Origin of the sequence: Pseudomonas sp. LPB4.O (assembly GCF_038383825.1) — a bacterium.
GTDB classification, from domain to species: domain Bacteria; phylum Pseudomonadota; class Gammaproteobacteria; order Pseudomonadales; family Pseudomonadaceae; genus Aquipseudomonas; species Aquipseudomonas putida.
Genome location: NZ_CP151298.1, coordinates 5529177 through 5547604 on the forward strand (window position 1 = coordinate 5529177; position 18428 = coordinate 5547604).

The 18428-nt window shown below is 62.4% G+C and carries 16 protein-coding genes and 2 tRNA genes; 4 read left to right on the top strand and 14 right to left on the bottom strand.

Going from position 1 to position 18428, the window contains the following annotated elements:
* Window positions 1-67 precede the first annotated feature (67 nt).
* The 6 genes from rplI to rnr form a co-directional block, all read right to left on the bottom strand.
* Window positions 68-514, bottom strand: coding sequence for a 50S ribosomal protein L9 (rplI, locus tag MRBLPB4O_RS25050; protein ID WP_012316464.1), 447 nt, complete (start codon window positions 512-514; stop codon window positions 68-70).
* Between the two features lie 20 nt (window positions 515-534).
* Entirely contained in the window at window positions 535-1398 is an 864-nt protein-coding gene (locus MRBLPB4O_RS25055) for a hypothetical protein (protein WP_043198105.1), read from the bottom strand.
* 33 nt (window positions 1399-1431) lie between these two features.
* On the bottom strand, window positions 1432-1662 hold the full coding sequence (gene rpsR, locus MRBLPB4O_RS25060; protein ID WP_003249563.1) for a 30S ribosomal protein S18: 231 nt from the start codon (window positions 1660-1662) through the stop codon (window positions 1432-1434).
* A gap of 28 nt (window positions 1663-1690) precedes the next feature.
* Entirely contained in the window at window positions 1691-2116 is a 426-nt protein-coding gene (gene rpsF, locus MRBLPB4O_RS25065; protein WP_003249557.1) for a 30S ribosomal protein S6, read from the bottom strand.
* Window positions 2117-2421: 305 nt separating this feature from the next.
* Window positions 2422-3168 (bottom strand): 23S rRNA (guanosine(2251)-2'-O)-methyltransferase RlmB, encoded by a 747-nt coding sequence (rlmB, locus tag MRBLPB4O_RS25070; protein WP_016489436.1) that lies wholly within the window; start codon window positions 3166-3168, stop codon window positions 2422-2424.
* Complete coding sequence (rnr, locus tag MRBLPB4O_RS25075) at window positions 3165-5750, bottom strand: ribonuclease R (RefSeq protein WP_341796904.1); 2586 nt, start codon at window positions 5748-5750, stop codon at window positions 3165-3167. The genes rlmB and rnr overlap by 4 nt, the downstream gene beginning before the upstream one ends.
* Before the next feature lie 272 nt (window positions 5751-6022).
* Here rnr and MRBLPB4O_RS25080 point away from each other — a divergent pair.
* The 4 genes from MRBLPB4O_RS25080 (at window position 6023) to MRBLPB4O_RS25095 (ending at window position 9048) form a co-directional block, all read left to right on the top strand.
* Window positions 6023-6109 (top strand) — tRNA-Leu (locus MRBLPB4O_RS25080).
* A gap of 88 nt (window positions 6110-6197) precedes the next feature.
* A tRNA-Leu gene (locus MRBLPB4O_RS25085) sits at window positions 6198-6284 on the top strand.
* A 185-nt stretch (window positions 6285-6469) separates the two neighbouring features.
* Entirely contained in the window at window positions 6470-7483 is a 1014-nt protein-coding gene (locus tag MRBLPB4O_RS25090) for an extracellular solute-binding protein (protein WP_016501876.1), read from the top strand.
* A complete protein-coding gene (locus tag MRBLPB4O_RS25095) occupies window positions 7483-9048 on the top strand; it encodes an iron ABC transporter permease (protein ID WP_016489439.1) in 1566 nt (521 codons plus the stop codon). The genes MRBLPB4O_RS25090 and MRBLPB4O_RS25095 overlap by 1 nt, the downstream gene beginning before the upstream one ends.
* A 101-nt stretch (window positions 9049-9149) precedes the next feature.
* On the opposite strand, the gene MRBLPB4O_RS25100 is transcribed toward MRBLPB4O_RS25095, so the two are convergent.
* The 8 genes from MRBLPB4O_RS25100 to hfq all read right to left on the bottom strand — a co-directional run bounded on the left by MRBLPB4O_RS25100 (window position 9150) and on the right by hfq (window position 18408).
* Window positions 9150-9617 (bottom strand): DUF2867 domain-containing protein, encoded by a 468-nt coding sequence (locus MRBLPB4O_RS25100; protein WP_341796905.1) that lies wholly within the window; start codon window positions 9615-9617, stop codon window positions 9150-9152.
* A gap of 98 nt (window positions 9618-9715) precedes the next feature.
* The gene (locus tag MRBLPB4O_RS25105; protein WP_338745405.1) at window positions 9716-11650 is read right to left on the bottom strand and encodes a methyl-accepting chemotaxis protein; all 1935 of its coding nucleotides are present in this window, start codon (window positions 11648-11650) and stop codon (window positions 9716-9718) included.
* A gap of 198 nt (window positions 11651-11848) precedes the next feature.
* The gene (locus tag MRBLPB4O_RS25110; RefSeq protein WP_016489441.1) at window positions 11849-13141 is read right to left on the bottom strand and encodes an adenylosuccinate synthase; all 1293 of its coding nucleotides are present in this window, start codon (window positions 13139-13141) and stop codon (window positions 11849-11851) included.
* A 56-nt stretch (window positions 13142-13197) separates the two neighbouring features.
* Window positions 13198-14385, bottom strand: a complete 1188-nt coding sequence (locus MRBLPB4O_RS25115) for an ATP phosphoribosyltransferase regulatory subunit (RefSeq protein ID WP_258909694.1) — start codon at window positions 14383-14385, stop codon at window positions 13198-13200.
* A 301-nt stretch (window positions 14386-14686) separates the two neighbouring features.
* The gene (gene hflC / locus MRBLPB4O_RS25120) at window positions 14687-15556 is read right to left on the bottom strand and encodes a protease modulator HflC (RefSeq protein ID WP_197898565.1); all 870 of its coding nucleotides are present in this window, start codon (window positions 15554-15556) and stop codon (window positions 14687-14689) included.
* Complete coding sequence (hflK, locus tag MRBLPB4O_RS25125) at window positions 15556-16737, bottom strand: FtsH protease activity modulator HflK (RefSeq protein WP_016501881.1); 1182 nt, start codon at window positions 16735-16737, stop codon at window positions 15556-15558. The genes hflC and hflK overlap by 1 nt, the downstream gene beginning before the upstream one ends.
* Before the next feature lie 96 nt (window positions 16738-16833).
* Window positions 16834-18135 carry a ribosome rescue GTPase HflX gene (gene hflX / locus MRBLPB4O_RS25130; protein ID WP_341796906.1) on the bottom strand — a complete coding sequence of 434 codons (1302 nt, stop codon included), beginning with the start codon at window positions 18133-18135 and terminating at the stop codon, window positions 16834-16836.
* Between the two features lie 12 nt (window positions 18136-18147).
* Window positions 18148-18408: an RNA chaperone Hfq gene (hfq, locus tag MRBLPB4O_RS25135; RefSeq protein WP_016489445.1), complete on the bottom strand. Its 261-nt coding sequence runs from the start codon at window positions 18406-18408 to the stop codon at window positions 18148-18150.
* Window positions 18409-18428: the final 20 nt, after the last annotated feature.

Genomic DNA, 18428 nt, shown 5'->3' on the forward strand with positions numbered 1-18428 from the left:
TGCATAAAACAGGACCGTGCCCGATGTTAACCGCCTGACCCGCAAGGAGCCAGCCAGTTAGCGCAGCTTAGGCAGCTACGACAACCACGCGTACGGTGGCTTCAACGTCGCTGTGCAGGTGCACGGCTACGTCGTATTCGCCAACCTGACGGATGGTGCCGTTCGGCAGACGAACTTCAGCTTTGGCCACTTCAACGCCGGAGGCGGTCAGGGCGTCAGCGATGTCGTGGGTGCCGATCGAACCGAACAGCTTGCCTTCGTCGCCAGCGGTGGCAGTGATGGTCACTTCCAGCTCGGCCAGTTGGGCAGCGCGGCTTTCAGCCGACGATTTACGGTCAGCAGCTGCTTTTTCCAGCTCGGCGCGACGCTCTTCGAACGCAGCCAGGTTGGCGGCGTTGGCAACGGTGGCCTTGCCGAATGGCAGCAGGAAGTTACGGCCGTAACCAGCCTTAACTTTTACTTTGTCGCCCAGGTTGCCCAGGTTAGCGACTTTTTCCAGCAGGATCAGTTCCATTTGGTAAAACCTCTTAACTTTTAACCTTCACCGTTCGCGGAGTCATTCCCCTTGGGGGACTTGCGACCGCGAAAATCAATCAGGCTGTCGACAATGGCCAAAACCACCAGCAACGGATAAATCAGCTGCATGATCAGCGGTAGCGTCACGTACATGCCCACCAGCCAGAAACCGGCCAGTCGGCCCTGTGCCACCAGCCCGTGCATCAAAGCGATGCCGGCCAGTACCAGTACCAGGCTCGAAGCCGATGCCAGGATGATGAACTGCGGCCCGATAAACGGAGCCACCACCATCACTGCCACCAAGACCGCCATGGTCTGTTTTGGCAACTTCAGGGCGCGAAACTCGCGACCGAAGCCTCCAGGGTTGTACAACGCTGCCTGCCAGTAGCGCGCCAGCACCAAGGCCAGCACACTGAACAATTGCACCGTCACTGCTGTGGAAGCGACCAGCACAGGGCGGATCAGCTCACCGGAGAGCACGGGTTGCCCCTCGATTTTCGGCATGGCTTCGGCAAACGCCTTGGCCAGCACATCGAAGGTTTGCGCCAGCGCCAGATCGAGCACGAGGCTGAAAGCCACGGCGAACACGGCACTGACCACCAACACCCGGCTCCAGGGATGCTCGGCTCGCAACAGGGCGGCCAGGCTCAGGGCTCCTGCAATCACCAGAAAGGTGATGGGATCGCCCATGACCCACACAGCCAACCCGGCCAGCAGGCCGCCGGCGATGACCGTTGTAGCATCCTTGAAACCACGCCGCAGCAGCACAAAGCTGCATGCAGCGGCACTCAACCAGAACAGCAGCGGCAGTACCGCGCTGATGACCACCACGAGGGTGGCCTGCACACGACCGCGCATGATGAAACTTGCTAACGCTCGCATGCTAATCCCTTACTGCTTGTCGACGACCCGGTCTCAGCGGCCGTGGCTGTCGGTGTAGGGCAGCAGGGCCAGGAAGCGGGCGCGCTTGATAGCGGTAGCCAGCTGACGCTGATAACGAGCTTTGGTACCGGTGATGCGGCTTGGAACGATCTTGCCGGTTTCGGATACGTAAGCTTTCAGGGTGTTGAGATCTTTGAAGTCGATCTCTTTCACGTCTTCAGCAGTGAAGCGGCAGAATTTACGACGACGGAAGAAACGTGCCATTTAATAGGCTCCTCTAAAGGTCCGTGGATTACTCGTCAGCGTTATCGCTGGAGTCGCTGTCATTGCTGTCGTCGCCTTCGGCGGAGTCAGCATGCTCAGGACGCTCACGACGCTCACGGCGCTCGCTGCGGTTTTCTTCAGCCTTCAGCATCTCGGACTGGCCGGTAACGGCTTCGTCGCGACGGATGACCAGGTTACGGATAACGGCATCGTTGTAGCGGAAGTTGTCTTCCAGCTCGGCCAGGGCCTTGCCGGTGCACTCAACGTTCAGCATCACGTAGTGAGCCTTGTGAACATTGTTGATTGCGTAGGCCAGTTGACGACGGCCCCAGTCTTCCAGGCGGTGGATTTTGCCACCGTCTTCTTCGATCAGCTTGGTGTAACGCTCAACCATGCCGCCGACTTGCTCGCTCTGGTCCGGGTGAACCAGGAAGATGATTTCGTAATGACGCATGAATGCTCCTTACGGGTTAGTAGTCTGCCAGCGTATCTGGTCAGACAAGGAGTGAATGACACTGTATGTCTTGCACGGAGGGGAGGCACATGAGCACCTGCCAGCTCGGCAAGGGGCGCAATTGTAGAGAAGGCGTGGCGCACAAGCAAGGCAATTGGCGAATATTTGAACAGCCTGATACATATTCACAGGCTACCCGCCATTTCGCGGGTAAACCCACTCTCACAGGGACTTCACTGCTTGAAAGCCAGTGAAAAACCTGTGGGAGCGAGCGCGCCCGCGAATGGACCGGAACAGGCTGAAGCTCAGCGCTTGGCCTGGCGTTGACGCACGGCTTCGAACAGGCAAACCCCGGTGGCCACCGAAACGTTCAGGCTGCTGACGCTACCGCCCATCGGCAACTTCACCAGGAAGTCGCAATGTTCACGGGTCAGCCGGCGCATGCCTTTGCCTTCTGCGCCCATGATCATCACCAGAGGCCCGGTCAGGTCCTGCTGGTAGATCTCCTGCTCGGCCTCGCCGGCGGTACCCACCACCCACAGGCCACGCTGCTGCAGTTTCTCGAGCGTGCGCGCCAGGTTGGTCACGGCCACCAGCGGAATCACCTCTGCCGCGCCGCACGCCACCTTGCGCACCACAGGCGTCAGGGTCGCCGACTTGTCCTTGGGCACCAGCACCGCCGTGGCACCGGCCGCATCGGCCGTGCGCAGGCATGCGCCGAGGTTGTGCGGGTCGGTAACACCGTCCAGCACCAGGATCAGCGGCGGCGTTTCGGTGCGCTCGAGCAACTCTTCGAGCATCAATTCGCCCCACACCTGGCTTGGGCTCACCTCGGCGACAACGCCCTGGTGCACGCCTTCAACCCAGGCGTCCATCTCACGGCGCTCGGCCTGGCCAACCTGCACACGGTTTTCTGCAGCCAGCGCCAGCAGGGTCTGCAGGCGTGGCTCGCTGCGCCCTTCCGACAGCCAGATCTGTTTGACCCGCTTCGGATGGTGCTGCAGCAACGCCTGCACGGCGTGCACGCCGTAGATCTTTTCCAGCTGACTCATGACTTGCTCTTGCTCTTGCGTGGCGCGCCGGACTTCGGCGGGCCTTTACGGTGCTTGGTCGGCTTGCCGGCGGCCTTGCCACCTTTGTCCGACTTGCTGCTGGACGAGCCGCCGGTGCGGGCATCGCTCATCAGCGCCTTTTTCATTTCACGGCTTTTGCGCACTTCGGCGTTACGCTGCACGGCGTCTTTCGGGAAATACGCCTCGGAGGTTTCGCTCTTGCGGCTGCGCGGCTTCGGCGTGGCCCGGGCCTCGACCGGTGCTGGCTCGGGCTTGTCGGCTTTGTCGGCAGCCGGCGCGGCGCCGCGCTGCTTGCGGCCAATCGGCGCAGCAAGCGTCTTGTCGGCCACTTCGAAGTCGATCTTGCGCTCGTCCAGGTCAACACGCATGACCTTGACTTCAATCGTGTCGCCCAGGCGGAAGCTGCGCCCGGTGCGCTCACCGGACAGGCGGTGGTGGACCGGGTCGAAGTGGTAGTAGTCGCCCGGCAGTGCACTGACGTGCACCAGGCCTTCTACATAGATATCGGTCAGCTCGACGAACAGGCCGAAGCCGGTCACCGCGGTGATCACGCCTGGGAAGGTTTCGCCCACGCGGTCCTTCATGTACTCGCACTTGAGCCAGTTGACCACGTCACGGGTGGCTTCATCAGCCCGGCGCTCGGTCATCGAGCACTGCTCGCCAAGCTGCTCGAGGGTGTTTTCGTCGTACGGGTAAATGCGCGCCTTGGGGATGCTCATGGCGCCGGCACGCTTGACGTGCGGGGTGTCGACCTTGGAACGGATGATGCTGCGGATGGCGCGGTGCACCAGCAGGTCCGGGTAACGGCGGATCGGCGAGGTGAAGTGGGTGTACGCCTCGTAATTCAAGCCGAAGTGGCCGTTGTTTTCGGTGCTGTACACCGCCTGGCTCAGCGAGCGCAGCATTACGGTCTGGATCAGGTGGAAATCCGGGCGCCCGGCGATGCTCGCCAGCAGGGCCTGGTAATCCTTCGGCGACGGGTCCTTGCCCTTGTGCAGGCTCAGGCCCAGCTCGCCCAGGAAGGCACGCAGTTTTTCCAGGCGCTCCGGCGGCGGGCCGTCGTGCACGCGGTACAGTGCCGGCACGCCGTGCTTCTGCAGGAACTCGGCGGTGGCCACGTTGGCCGCCAGCATGCATTCCTCGATCAGCTTGTGGGCTTCGTTGCGCACGGTCGGGCGAATTTCCGCGATCTTGCGCTCATCGCCGAAGATGATGCGAGTTTCCTGGGTCTCGAAGTCGATGGCACCGCGGGTGTGGCGGGCATCCAACAGCACCTTGTACAGGTTGTACAGGTTCTTCAGGTCCGGCACGACCGCCTTGTACTCCTCGCGCAGCGCCTTGCCCTCACGGGTGCGGGCGTGCTCGAGCATGCTGCTGACCTTGTTGTAGGTCAGGCGGGCGTGGGAGTGGATGACACCTTCGTAGAACTGGTAGTCGACCATCTGGCCGGCTTTGTTCATGGTCATTTCACAGACCATGGCCAAGCGGTCGACGTGCGGGTTCAGCGAGCACAGGCCGTTGGACAGCTCTTCGGGGAGCATCGGCACCACACGCTCGGGGAAGTACACCGAGTTACCGCGCTGCTGGGCCTCGACGTCCAGGGCCGAGCCAAGGCGCACGTAGCTGGACACGTCGGCGATGGCCACATACAGGCGCCAGCCACCGGAGAACAGGCGCAGCTTGCCCAGCGGTTCGCAATAGACAGCGTCATCGAAGTCGCGGGCGTCTTCACCGTCGATAGTGACGAACGGCAAATGACGCAGGTCGACGCGCTTCTCTTTGTCTTTGTCTTCGACTTCGGAGCGGAACTTGCGCGCTTCCTTGACCACATCTTCGGGCCAGACGTGCGGGATGTCGTAGCTGCGCAGGGCAACGTCGATTTCCATGCCCGGCGCCATGTAGTTGCCGATGACTTCTACCACGTCGCCTTGTGGCTGGAAGCGCGGCGTTGGCCAGTGAGTGATCTTGATCTCGACGAACTGGCCGATCTTGGCACCACCGTTACGCCCGGCAGTCACCAGCACTTCCTGCTGGATCTTCGGGTTGTCCGGGGTTACGTAGCCGATGCCGCCTTCTTCAAAGTAGCGGCCGACCACGCTTTCGTGGGCACGGGAGATGACCTCGACGATCACGCCTTCACGGCGCCCACGGCGGTCGGTACCGGAAACACGCGCCAGCGCGCGGTCGCCGTCGAAGGCCAGGCGCATCTGCGACGGGCTGAGGAACAAGTCATCGCTGCCATCATCGGGAATGAGGAAACCAAACCCATCGCGGTGGCCGGAGATACGGCCGCAGATCAGGTCGAGCTTGTCCACCGGGGCATATGTGCCGCGCCGGGTATAGATAAGCTGGCCGTCGCGCTCCATGGCACGCAGGCGGCGGCGCAGGGCTTCGATCTGGTCTTCTTCATACAGACCAAACTCTTTCGCCAGCTCCTCGCGCGCGGCGGGCTCGCCGCGGTCGGCAAGGCGCTGCAGGATCAGCTCACGGCTGGGAATGGGGTTGTCGTATTTTTCCGCTTCGCGAGCGGCCTCGGGATCGAGGGATTGCCAATCGGCCATCAGAAGGGGTTCACCTTGGGGTATATAGATATGAATTCTGGCATAGGCCTATTGAAACCGGAAATGTCTGCCTTGGACAGCCCCCACTGCCGTGCATCCAGAACGGTAATAGGCCTGTGGAATCAACAAGTTGAATTTTTTGAAATTTTTTTTGATTGGGGGGTTTACAGCCTTGGGGAGCGTCCGTATAGTGCGCACCACAACGACGGACAACCCCGACGTTGTAGTAGAGATGAACGGCGCTGTAAAGCATCTTTTAATCTCGAATGTGTGCCCAGGTGGCGGAATTGGTAGACGCGCTGGTTTCAGGTATCAGTGACCGCAAGGTCGTGGAAGTTCGAGTCTTCTCCTGGGCACCAAATATTTTCAAGTAACAGATGACCAAGGATCTGTTACTACTGTGTGAAAGCGAACGATAGTCGCCTTCTACAGATGATGTAAAGCTTTGCCCAGGTGGCGGAATTGGTAGACGCGCTGGTTTCAGGTATCAGTGACCGCAAGGTCGTGGAAGTTCGAGTCTTCTCCTGGGCACCATACAAAAACCCACTAGCTTGCTAGTGGGTTTTTTCTTGCCTGCGTTTTTTGCCCCCGCCCTTCCCGCGCGCTCCCAGTGCCTACACCATGGTCTGCCCATGAATTTCTCGTCATACGGCCACTTGAGAAACAATTTCGTTTACCATTGTTTCCAAATATGTAGCCGTAAGCGAGGAAGTACCCGCATGACGATCCGCCCGCAACCGCTGATGCGCACCTTGGCCGCCGCCGTGCTGAGCCTGGTCATCGGCGCTCCGGCCGCCATGGCAGACGCACCGGTCACCCTGACCATGTACAACGGTCAGCACAAGGAAATCGGCGAAGCCATCGCCAAGGCCTACGAGGCCAAGACCGGTATTCACATCGACATTCGCAAGGGCAGCAGCAACCAGCTGGCCAGCCAGATCATCGAAGAAGGCGACCGGTCGCCGGCCGACATCATCTACACCGAAGAGTCCCCGCCCCTGAACAACCTGGGCGAGCTGGGCCTGCTGGCGAAGATCGACGACGCCACCTCGAACATGGTGCCCAAGGAGTACGTTGGCGCCAACGGCACCTGGATGGGCATCACGGCCCGTACCCGCATCGTGGTGTACAACCCGAAAAAGGTCGACGAAAAAGACCTGCCAACCACGGTGATGGACTTCGCCAACCCCGAGTGGGAAGGCCGCGTCGGCTATGTACCCACCAGTGGTGCGTTCCAGGAGCAGGCCGTGGCCATCCTGAAAATGCACGGTCGAGAAGCCACCGAAGAATGGCTGACCGGCCTGAAAGCCTTCGGCAAGACCTACACCAACAACATGGTCGCCCTCAAAGCCGTGGAAAAAGGCGAAGTGGCTGCGGTACTGGTGAACAACTACTACTGGTACGCGCTTGAACGCGAACGCGGCAAGCTGGACACCAAACTCTACTACCTGGCCGACGGCGATGCCGGCAACCTGGTCACCATCTCCGGCGCGGCCGTGGTCAAGGCCAGCAAGCACCCGAAAGAAGCCCAGGCCCTGCTCAACTGGATGGCCAGCGAAGAAGGCCAGCGCGTGATCACCCAGACCACCGCCGAGTACCCGCTGCACAAGGGCATGGTTTCTGACCGTGGCCTGAAGCCGTTCGATGAGCTGCGCCCGCCGAAGATCTCGCCGGCCGACCTGGGTAACGCCGAAGAAGCCATCGAGCTTGAACGCGAGGTCGGTCTGCTCTGATGACTGCCGCCCTGTCCGCACCGGCGCCGGTGCGCTTCGTACCGCGCCGCAAGCGCCCCTCCATCTGGGTGGTGCTACCTGTGCTGTTCCTGGTGGCGATGAGCCTGCTGCCACTGGCCTATGTCGCCATCAAAGCCTGGGAAGCCGGCTGGCGCGAGGCCTTGCACCTGCTGTGGCGTCCCTTTGTCTGGGGGCTGATGCGCAACACCCTGTTGCTGATGGTCGGGGTGACGCTGACCTGCATGGTGGTGGGCCTGGCGCTGGCCTGGCTGCTGGAGCGCAGCAACCTGGCCGGCCGCCGGCTGTGGGGCGTGGTGCTATGCCTGCCGTTCGCAGTGCCGTCGTTCGTCAGCAGCTTCACCTGGGTATCGTTGAGTTCGGACTTCGAAGGCCTCGGCGGGGCGATCATGGTCATGGCCCTGTCCAAATACCCGTTGGTGTTCCTGCCCGTTGCCGCAACCCTGCGCAACCTCGACACCTCGCTGGAGGAGTCGGCGCGCACCCTCGGTTGCAGCCGCTGGGGCGTGTTCAGCAAGGTCACCCTGCCGCTGCTGTGGCCGTCGATGCTCGGCGGCGCGCTGCTGATTGCCCTGCACATGCTGGTGGAGTTCGGCGCCTTGTCGATCCTCGGCCTGCAAACCTTCACCACCGCCATCTACCAACAGTTCGAACTGGAGTTCAGCAACGCCAACGCGGCCATGCTGTCTGCCGTGTTGCTGGCGATGTGCCTGGTGATGCTGTGGCTGGAACTGCGCGTACGCGGCAAAGCCCGCCATGTGCGCATCGGCCAGGGCGTAGCGCGGCGTGCGCAACCGGTGCGGCTGCGTGGCTGGGCGGTGCTGGCACAGCTGTTTTGCGTGGGCCTGGCGGTGCTGGGCAGCGGTATTCCGCTGGCCATGCTCGGCTACTGGCTGAGCGTGGGGTCGTCAGCAGCGTTCCCGGTCGCGGCCATCTCCAAGGCACTGTTCACTTCGTTGTCGGTGTCGCTTGGCGGTGCTGGCTTCTGCGTGCTGCTGGCCCTGCCGATCAGCTTCTTGGTGGTGCGCTACAAGGGTCGCCTGGCGATTTGGGCTGAGCGTCTGCCCTACCTCCTGCACGCCCTGCCCGGCCTGGTGATTGCCCTGACGTTGGTGTTCTTCGCTCTGCACTACGTGCCGGCGCTGTACCAGACCACGGCACTGCTGCTGCTGGCTTATGCGCTGCTGTTCCTGCCGCTGGCCCAGTCGCCGGTGCGCACCGCGCTGAACAAGGCCTCGCCAACGCTTGAGGAAGCTGCACGCACCCTGGGCGCGAGCAGCTTTACCGCGTTCTGCCGGGTGACCCTGCCGATCATCTTCCCGGCCATGGCGGCGGCTTTTGCGCTGGTGTTCCTGGATGCCATGAAGGAACTGACTGCCACGCTACTGCTCAGCCCCACGGGCATGACCACACTGGCCACCGAGGTGTGGGCGCATACAGCCAACGTCGAGTTCGCGGCAGCGGCGCCTTATGCGGCATTGCTGATCGTAGTGTCGGGGTTGCCGGTTTATCTGCTGACGACGCGGATGTACCTGAACAAAGCTTGACCCGCGTCGCCTTCATCCGGCAAGCCAGCTCCCACAGGTACCGCGCCGCCCGCAAGGCCTGTGCAGTACCTGTGGGAGCTGGCTTGCCGGCGATGAGGCCATCAGATGTTACGCAGCATCCGGCGAACGATTGGCCCATGAGCCTTGCCGACGGGCAGCATGTAGAGGCGGCCGAAACGATTGGAGCACTGCACCGAGGTGGTCACATTCAAGCGTTGCCGGCCCTGCTCTGCTTCATCCAGATCCATGCTCACCATCACCGCCAGGTGCGTGTCACGCGACGTCAGGACCAGTTGCTGGTCGCTGATTCCCTCGACGGTAAAGAAATCCAGTAGCTCACCCACTGCCGGAACCCGCTCAGGGCTGCGCGATGAAAAACCGTGGATAGTGGCAACGTTGAACCGGCGCGAGATGAAGTCGCGCAGGCGAAAGGCCATGGCCAGCCAGCCCGGAACGTCCGAGGTCATGGCGCAGTAGGCCTGGATGGCGGTCATTGGTGCGGTGACGCAAATGCCATCGCTATGAAGAAAATCCAGTTCAGCCGGAGCGGCGACCAGTTGGGCGGACATGAACAACTCCCTTTGCCATGTGTCGCCGCCATCATAGCAACACCTCCCACTGTAGGAGCGGCCCATCGCGACGCAAGGCCGCTCCTACAGGGACCGCGTCAGGCGCGGAATTGGCCAAGGCTTGCCCGTAGCTGCGCGGCGAGGTCATCCAGCACCTTGCTGCTGGCCGTGGTCTGCATCACCACTTCGGCCGAGCGCTCAGCCTGGGCATGGATAGTCTCCACCCGCCCCCGCACGGCCTGCGCCCCGCTCGCTTGCTGCTCAGCTGCGCGGGTGGCTAGCCCAATGGCCGCATGCACCTGCTCCACCGCCGCCTGCACCGACTGCTGCCGGCGCTCGTTATCACGCAGTACCAGCAGCCCTTCGCTGGCCTTGAGCCCGGCCTGGCTGATGGTCGCCACGGCTTCCTTGGCGCCCTTCTGCAGCGCCGCGATGTGCGACTGGATATCCCCCGTGGAGCTCTGCGTCTTGCTCGCCAGCGCTCGCACCTCATCGGCCACCACGGCAAACCCGCGCCCGGTCTCACCTGCCCGGGCGGCTTCGATGGCCGCGTTCAGCGCCAGCAGGTTGGTCTGCTCGGCAATGCCGTGGATCACCGTCAACACCACTTCGATCTGCTCACTCTGCTTGGCCAGACGCTCGATCACCTGTGAGCCGGTCTCTACCTGGCCTGCCAGGTTCTCGATCAACCCCGCGAGCTGGGTCGAGGTGCGGCTGTTTTCGTCGGTGGCCTGGCGGATATCCACCACCTGTTTCAAGGCCGCCTGCATCGCGTGGCTTTCGGCCTGAGCTTCGTCGGCCATGCTCGAAAGGTCGCGCAGGCTGGCTGCCACTTCATCACGTTGCAGTGCCGCAGCCGCATCAGCGCCGGCATTGCGCTGGGCCATCGCGCCAATCTCGACACCGGTACGCTGCGCCACCTCGCCCGCCTCACGTACGATCGGTTGCAGCTTGTCGACAAAGCGGTTCACCGCCGAAGCCATGTCGCCAATTTCGTCGCGGCTGTCGAGCGGCACGCGCTTGGTCAGGTCGCCTTCGCCCGCCGCCAGGTCGTCCAGGGCAGCAATCAGCAGGCGCAGCTTGCTCAGCACTCGGCGGCCGAGCACCACGGCCACCACCAGCAGCACACCCAGGCCGACCAGCACCAGGCCCAGGCCAATGCGCCAGCGCAGTTCGGCAGCGGCATCGCGCACAGTCTGTGCGGTATTGGCCTGCATCGCTGCAGCACTGCCTTGCGCCTTCTCCAGGCGCTCACGCAGGGTTTTGCCGCTGTCGGCTGCGGCACCCACCAGGCTGTCGCCAACCAGTTGCTCACCGCTGGCAATCAGCGCCGCGAAGCGCTGGTCCAGGGCCTTGAGCTCCTGGTCGATGCCCGCCGTGGAAACCCCCATCACCACCTTGCCGATTTCTGCGCCATTGGGATTGATCGAAGCTTCGACAAAGTACACCGCCGGGTCGCGTCGGGCGGCATCGATCACCTTGTCCAGCGCACGCTCGCCCTGGCCCTTGTCCATCAAAGCCTGGTTGATCGGGTTTTGCCGGTTCAGGTAACGGGTCAGGTGCTGGCCCTGGGCATCGTCGTACACCACGAACAGCACATTGGGATTGCGCTGGGCACGCCGGGCAAAGTCGGAGAGCACCGGCACATCGTTGTCCCAGATCGCCCGCGGGGCAACCGAAGCCAGCAGCTCGGCCATGTCGTTGGCGGAGTCCTTCAGGTTCTTTTCCAGGGTGCTGCGCAGTTGCTGCTGTTCGCTTTGCAGGCGCTCCGACAACCCGGCGCTCAGGCGCTGGCGGGTGCTGCTGGACAGGCCGTCGAGGCCCGAGCGCACATCTTGCCCGGCTTGCTCCAGGTCATTGGCCAGCTGGCGGCTGTCGTTACCCAGGCGTTCGCCAAGGTCGGCCTCCAGGGCGGTGACCGTGCTTCGGGTGAGCGCAACGGCAACCAGCACCTGCACCAAAAGAGCGATACCAAGGGCAACAAACACAGGCCGCAAAAGGCGGCTTCGTAACAGTGAGAGGATGGCAGACACGGTGTAACCCTCGTGTTTTCTGGCGCCACTATTTTGATGGCATCTTCAGAAACTTCTTACAGCAAGGGTTGTGCCGAAGGCAGCAGGGATAAACGCCATGGTTCAGCAAGGTGGATTGGCCGGTACTGGTGTACCCCACAAATGAAAACGCCGCGGCCCTTTTCAGGGCCACGGCGTCAGATCAGCCTGGAGGGCGGATCAGGCGAACGGGTGACGCAGCACGATGGTCTCGTTGCGGTCCGGGCCGGTCGAGATGATGTCGATCGGCGCGCCGACCAGCTCTTCGATGCGCTTGATGTAGTCACGCGCAGCTTGCGGCAGCTCTTCCAGGGTTTTTGCACCCAGGGTCGACTCGCTCCAGCCTGGCATCTCTTCGTACACCGGCTCCAGGCCGATGTAGCTGTCGGCATCGGAAGGCGCGTCGATGACAGCACCGTTCTCGTTCTTGTAGCCAACGCAGATGTTGATGGTTTCCAGGCCGTCCAGCACGTCCAGCTTGGTCAGGCAGATGCCCGAAATGCTGTTGACGTCGATGGCGCGACGCAGGATGACGGCATCGAACCAGCCGCAACGACGGGCACGGCCAGTGGTGGAGCCGAACTCGTGGCCACGCTTGGCCAGGGTAGCGCCGGTCTCGTCGAACAGTTCGGTCGGGAACGGACCGGAACCCACGCGAGTGGTGTAGGCCTTGGTGATGCCCAGGATGTAGTCCAGGTACATCGGGCCAACGCCGGAACCGGTGGAGATACCGCCAGCAGTGGTGTTGGAGCTGGTGACGTACGGGTAGGTACCGTGGTCGATGTCCAGCAGCGAGCCCTGGGCACCTTCGAACATGATGTCCTTGCCGGCGCGACGCAGGTTGTGCAGCTCGGCGGTGACGTCGAGCATCATCGGCTTGAGCTGTTCAGCGTAGGCCATGCACTCGTCCAGGGTTTGCTGGAAGTCGATGGCCGGCTCTTTGTAGTAGTTCACCAGCTGGAAGTTGTGGTAGTCCAGCAGCTCACCCAGCTTGGCAGCGAAACGCTCGCGGTGGAACAGGTCGCCCACACGCAGGCCGCGGCGCGCGACCTTGTCTTCGTAGGCTGGGCCGATACCACGGCCGGTGGTGCCGATCTTGGCTTCGCCACGGGCTTTTTCGCGGGCCTGGTCCAGCGCCACGTGGTACGACAGGATCAGCGGCGCAGCCGGGGAAATGCGCAGGCGCTCGCGCACCGGTACGCCTTTTTCTTCCAGCTTGGTGATTTCGCGCATCAGGGCGTCCGGGGCAACGACCACGCCGTTGCCGATCAGGCACTGTACGCCTTCACGCAGGATGCCGGACGGAATCAGGTGCAGAACGGTCTTTTCACCGTTGATCACCAGGGTGTGACCCGCGTTGTGGCCACCCTGGTAGCGCACTACGGCGGCAGCATGTTCGGTCAGCAGATCGACGATCTTGCCTTTGCCCTCATCACCCCACTGGGTGCCCAGGACGACGACATTCTTACCCATTACATTGGTCCTCATTCACGCAAACTTGGTTGCCGGCCTGTTGCCGACGCAGAAACTCACTGGGCCAGCGGCAGAACCTGCCAGCGCCCGTCTTGCTGAATCAATTGCCGATCACAATCCGCCTCGAGAGCAGCACTCAACGGCTGGCCAGGCAGGGCCTGGACCACACGCTGGCCCTCGTTGCGCAACTGGCAGACTTGCTGCCAGAGGGCCGCGTCGCCACTGTCCGGCATCCAGATGCCGCCCGTTGGCAATACGACCTCCGCTCGCCCCAGTGTGACCAGGGTCTTCAAATCCGTGGAGAAACCGGTGGCCGGACGTGCCCGGCCAAAGTCGGCGCCGATGTCGTCGTAGCGCCCGCCCTGGGCGATCGATTGACCCTCGCCCGGTACGAACACGGCGAACACCACGCCGGTGTGATAGTTGTAGCCGCGCAGCTCGCCGAGGTCGAAGTACAGCGGCAGGTCCGGGAAGCGCGACGTCAGGCGATCGGCGATCGACAGCAGGTCGTCCAGCGCTGCCAGCACGCCGGCCGGAGCACGACCCAGACGCACCCGGGCTTCGGCCAGCACTTCACGGCCACCGCACAGTTCGACCAGTGCGCGCAGCATGTTGCCCAAGTCCTTCGGCAGGTCGGCGGTCAGTGCCTGCACTTCATCGACGGCCTTGCGCTGCAGGGCGTCGAACAGCTGTTGCTCGACCGCACCGGACAGGCCGGCAGCACGGGCCAGGCCGCGGTAGATACCGACGTGGCCCAGGTCCATGTGTACGTCCGGCACATCGGCCAGTTGCAGCGTGGCCAGCATCAGGCTGATGACTTCCACGTCGCTGGTCGGGCTGGCATCGCCATACAGCTCGGCGCCCAGCTGGATCGGGCTGCGCGAGGTGGACAGTGCACGCGGCTGGGCGTGCAGCACGCTGCCGGCGTAGCACAGGCGGCTCGGGCCTTCACGGCGCAGGGTGTGGGCGTCGATGCGCGCCACCTGCGGGGTGAAGTCGGCGCGGAAGCCCATCAGGCGGCCGGACTGCGGGTCCACTACCTTGAAGGTGCGCTGATCCAGGTCCTGGCCGGCGCCGGTGAGCAGCGACTCCAGGTACTCGATATGCGGGGTGACGACCAGCTCGTAGCCCCAACTCTGGAACAGGTCCAACACCTGACGGCGCGCGATCTCGATGCGCGCAGCCTCAGGTGGCAGTACTTCCTCGATGCCATCTGGCAGCAGCCAGCGGTCTACCGTTGCCATTACGCCTTTTCCCCTCTGGTCCGGGCGGCTTGCCAGCAGGCGAGCCGTCAGTAAAGCCGGTATCACGCACAGCAGCGGGCAGCACTGATCCCAGCGCAGCCACCGTACCCGATACCCTCGAATTGCCTTGCGAGCTGACCAAACCGTCAACTGGCGCTTTGCCAATCAACCTTTCAGACGCAAAAAAGCCGGGAAATTTCCCGGCTGCCTCATCATACACCCCTTTTCATTCAGGATGCACCCCGCCTGGTGTTTTAGCTGCCCGGCGGGGCGCCCCTGCATGAAAATCAGGGCCTGAGCATCACGGCCTGCTCTTGTCCAGGTAACGGAAGAACTCGTTCTTCGGGTCCAGAACCAGCACGTCGCTTTTGCTCGAGAAGCTCTCGCGGTATGCCTGCAGGCTACGGTGGAACGCATAGAAATCAGCGTCCTGGCTGTAGGCCTTGGCATAGATGGCAGCCGCCTGGGCGTCGCCGTCACCACGGGTTTCTTCTGCTTCGCGGTAGGCCTCGGCCAGCAGCACACGGCGCTGGCGGTCAGCATCGGCACGAATACCTTCAGCCAGCTCGTTACCCTTGGCACGGTGCTCGCGAGCTTCACGCTCACGCTCGGTGCTCATACGGTCGAACACACTGCGGTTGACTTCCTTCGGCAGGTCGATGGCCTTGACGCGCACGTCGACCACCTCGATGCCCAGCTCCTTGTTGGCCATGCGGTTCAGCGATGCAGTGATGTCAGCCATCAGTGCGTCACGTTCACCGGAAACCACCTCGTGCAGGGTACGTTTACCGAACTGGTCGCGCAGGCCGCTTTCCAGACGACGCGACAGACGCTCGTCGGCGATCTGCTTCATGCCGGACGTGGCGGTGTAGAAGCGCTCGGCATCCTTGACGCGCCACTTGGCGTAGGCGTCGACCATCACCGCTTTCTTCTCCAGGGTCAGGAACCGCTGGGTCGGGGCGTCGAGGGTCATGAGGCGGGCGTCGAACTTGCGCACCTGGTTCACGTACGGAATCTTCACGTGCAGGCCTGGCTGGACATCTGCCTGGACCACCTTACCGAAGCGCAGCAGTACCGCACGCTCTGTCTGGGACACGATATAGAAGCTGTTCCAGGCCACGATGGCCAGAACGACGGCGGCGATCAGGGCGATCAGCGATCTATTGCTCATCAGCGGCTCTCCCTAGTACGCAGCGGCTGCTGTTGCTGTTGCAGGTCCTGCGCCGCACGGGCGGCCGCATCGTTGACCGATGGCGACACGCTGGTGGTTGGCGTGGACGGGTTGCGGCTGCCTTCGACCATCTTGTCCAGTGGCAGGTAGAGCAGGTTGTTCTGCCCGTCCTTGGTCGCCACCATGACCTTGCTCGAATTGCTGTAGACCTCTTGCATGGTCTCCAGGTACAGACGCTGACGGGTCACGTCAGGTGCCTTGTGGTACTCGGTGACCAGCTTGGTGAAGCGGTCGGCCTCACCCTTGGCCCGGGCGATGACTTCGTCGCGATAACCGTTGGCGTCCTCGATGATGCGCTGGGCCTGACCACGGGCTTCCGGCACCACGCCATTGGCGTAGGACTCGGCCTGGTTGCGGGCACGCTGCTCGTCTTCGCGGGCACGGATCACGTCGTCGAAGGCTTCCTGCACTTCACGCGGGGCTGCCGCGCTCTGTACGTTGACCTGGGTAACGGTGATACCGGTACGGTAGTTGTCGAGGAAGCGCTGCAGGCGTTCGCGGATATCCACGGCCATCTGCTCACGGCCTTCGGTCAGTACCTGGTCCATCGAGGTGGAACCCACCACGTGGCGCAGGGCACTGTCGGTCGCGTGCTGCAGGCTTACCTCAGGCTGGTCGACGTTAAGCACGAAGTCCTGCAGGTTGCTGATCTTGTACTGGACGGTCAGCGGCACCTCGACGATGTTCTCGTCTTCGGTCAGCATCTGGCCCTGTTTGGTATAGGCACGCTCACGCGTGACGTTTTCCATGTACTTGCGATCAATCGGCGGGAAGTAGATGTTCAGGCCGGGACCGACCGTCTCATGGTACTTGCCGAAGCGCAGCACCACAGCCTGCTCCTGCTCGTCGACCACGTACACGGCACTGTACAGCCAGATGGCAGCCAGTACCGCCAGGCCGATGCCCAGCAGGCCCAGGCCACCGCCCTTGCCGACATTGCGGTCACCGCCGCCACGTTTCTTGTTACCGCCGAACATGCCGTTCAGGCTGTCCTGCAGTTTGCGGAAGGCCTCGTCCAGATCCGGCGGACCTTTCTTGTCACCACCACCGCCACCGCCACCACGGCGGCCGCCCCAGGGATCCTGATTGTTCGAGTTGCCACCCGGCTCGTTCCAAGCCATAGCGCTCTCCATCTGATAAAGCAAAGACGCGCCCACGGCGCGCCGTCCAATGCTACAGAATGCCTGTCACTGCTGCCCGGCGACCTCGACGAGCATTTATTGCAAAGTGTGTTGCTCGACAAACACTTGCGGCTCCATGCCTTCGCGGCTGACCAGGCGATTCAATTCGACCCTGGGCAGTCGCACGCTTAGCAGGCTGCGCCCTTCTTCATCATGCTCTTCACTCTGCACGGCACCCAGAGCAAAGAATTGCGCGCGCAAGCGTGCAAAATGCTGCTCCAGGCACAGGGTACCGACAAACAGATCATCCCCCAGCAACTCGGCAATCGCCTGGCCAACCAGCTCCAGACCACGCCCATCGCGTGCCGATACCCAGACCCGTTCCGGCTTGCCATCGGCATTGCGCTGGATCTGCGGCTCGACATCTTCGAGCAGGTCGAGTTTGTTATACACCTCGAGGATGGGCAAGCCTTCAGCGCCAATCTCGCCCAACACGGCCAGCACCTGCTCGATCTGTTCCATGCGCTCTGGCTCATGGGCGTCGATCACGTGCAGCAGCAGGTCGGAGTTGCTCGACTCTTCGAGCGTAGCCCGAAATGCCTCGACCAGCTTGTGCGGCAGGTGACGAATGAAGCCCACGGTGTCAGCCAGCACGATCGGCCCCAGGTCGTTGAGCTCGAGCCGGCGCAGGGTCGGGTCGAGGGTGGCGAACAGCTGGTCCGCGGCGTACACCTCGGATTCGGTGAGCGCGTTGAACAGCGTGGACTTGCCGGCGTTGGTGTAACCCACCAGCGACACAGAAGGGATATCCGCGCGCTTGCGCCCGCGACGCGCCTGCTCACGCTGGCTGCGTACCTTCTCCAGTCGTGACTTGATCTGGCGAATGCGCACCCGCAACAGGCGGCGGTCGGTTTCGAGCTGGGTTTCACCCGGGCCACGCAGGCCAATACCGCCTTTTTGTCGCTCAAGGTGGGTCCAGCCGCGCACCAGCCGCGTGCTCATGTGATCAAGCTGGGCCAGTTCGACCTGCAGCTTGCCTTCATGGGTACGCGCCCGTTGGGCGAAAATATCGAGGATCAGCCCGGTACGATCGAGCACACGGCACTCGAACACACGTTCAAGGTTGCGCTCCTGACTGGGCGTAAGGGTGTGATTGAAAATCACAAGGTCTACCTGTTCGGCATGGACCAGGTCGTGCAATTCCTCGACCTTGCCGCTGCCAATCAGGTATTTAGCCGTTGGCTGATGCCGTGTCACGGTCACCAGCGAGACGATGTCCGCCCCGGCCGACAGTGCCAGCTCCCGAAACTCCTGCGGATCTTCGCGCGCCTCAGGGTTCTGACCTTCCAAGTGAACGAGCAACGCCCGTTCACCACCACCGTGGCGCTCAAAGAACAATGCAGGCTCCTATCAGGCGTTGCCTGGCTCGCTGTCGCCGAGGTCGGAATCGGACGGGCTTGGCAGGCGAACCGGACGGGCAGGTACCACAGTCGAAATGGCGTGTTTGTAGACCATTTGGCTGACGGTGTTCTTCAGCAGTACAACGAACTGGTCGAACGATTCGATCGAGCCCTGCAGTTTGATGCCGTTGACCAGGTAGATGGATACCGGAACCTTTTCTTTTCTCAAGGTGTTCAAGTAAGGGTCTTGTAGCGAATGCCCTTTTGACATATGCCGCACTCCTGTAAGGA